A 1,215-nucleotide genomic window follows, 5' to 3' on the forward strand; every position below is an offset into this window, starting at 1 on the left:
AAATCTTCATCGAAGCTTCGTTCACCCACTTGATCTTCAGGTAACTGAGAGAATGGCGTTAGTTTGCGAACGTTGTTTTCCATCCATTCGCGGTATGGGTGACGAGATTTGAGATCGTTATCGATCTCGCTTGATTGCCACAGTTTACCTTTACGAGTATCGACAACTAACAACTCACCAGGGCCAACACGACCTTTTTTCGCAACTTCGTCTGGTGCGTAATCCCAAATACCGATTTCAGAAGCCAGCGTGATCAACTTGTCTTTTGTGATCACGTAGCGAGCTGGGCGCAGACCGTTTCGGTCGAGGTTACATGCTGCGTAGCGGCCATCGGAAAGTACGATCCCTGCTGGGCCATCCCAAGGCTCCATGTGTTTGGAGTTGAAATCGTAGAAGGCTCGTAGATCGGGATCCATATCTGGGTGATGTTGCCATGCTGGTGGAACAAGCATTCGCATGGCTCGGAAGATATCCATGCCGCCGGCCAAGAAAAGATCCAACATGTTATCCAGACTTGAAGAATCCGAACCAGTCTCATTTACAAACGGAGCTGCGGTTTGTAAATCGGGCAGCAATGGGGAAGAGAACTTATAAGCACGCGCTCGGGCCCATTGGCGGTTGCCTTCAATGGTATTGATCTCACCGTTGTGAGCAAGATAACGGAACGGCTGCGCCAGTGGCCAGCGAGGTTGAGTGTTGGTTGAAAAACGCTGGTGGAACAGACAGATAGCTGATTCCATACGTAGATCAGCAAGATCAAGGTAGAAGCGAGGCAAATCCGCAGGCATGCACAAACCTTTGTACACCAGCACTTGCGTCGATAAGCTACAGATGTAGAAATCAGGATCCTCGGTGATCTGTTTTTCAATACGGCGACGGGCAATATAGAGACGACGTTCAATGTCGCGTTCACGCCAGCCCGCTGGAGCTGAGATAAAGACTTGCTGAATATTGGGCAGTGAGTTGGCCGCAATCGGGCCGAGTACTGCAGAATTTGTTGGAACTTCGCGCCAACCCGCAACCGTTAAGGTCTCTTGAGCGAGTTCTTTATTGACGATGTCTTTAGATAATTGAGCTTTAACCGGATCTTGGCTGAAGAAAAGCATCCCTACGGCATATTGTTTGCCTAGGTTGAAACCATTCTCTTCGGCGATAAGGCGTAAATAGGAATCGGGCTTTTGTAATAGAAGACCACAACCATCACCTGTTTTACCA

Annotated in this window: 1 pseudogene; it reads right to left on the reverse strand. The window is 48.9% G+C overall.

What is annotated here, in order from left to right:
- Window positions 1-1,215: pseudogene (gene gltB / locus R7R78_RS24140) on the reverse strand (glutamate synthase large subunit); the annotation flags it as partial.

The sequence above is a fragment of the Vibrio sp. 2134-1 genome, assembly GCF_033339495.1.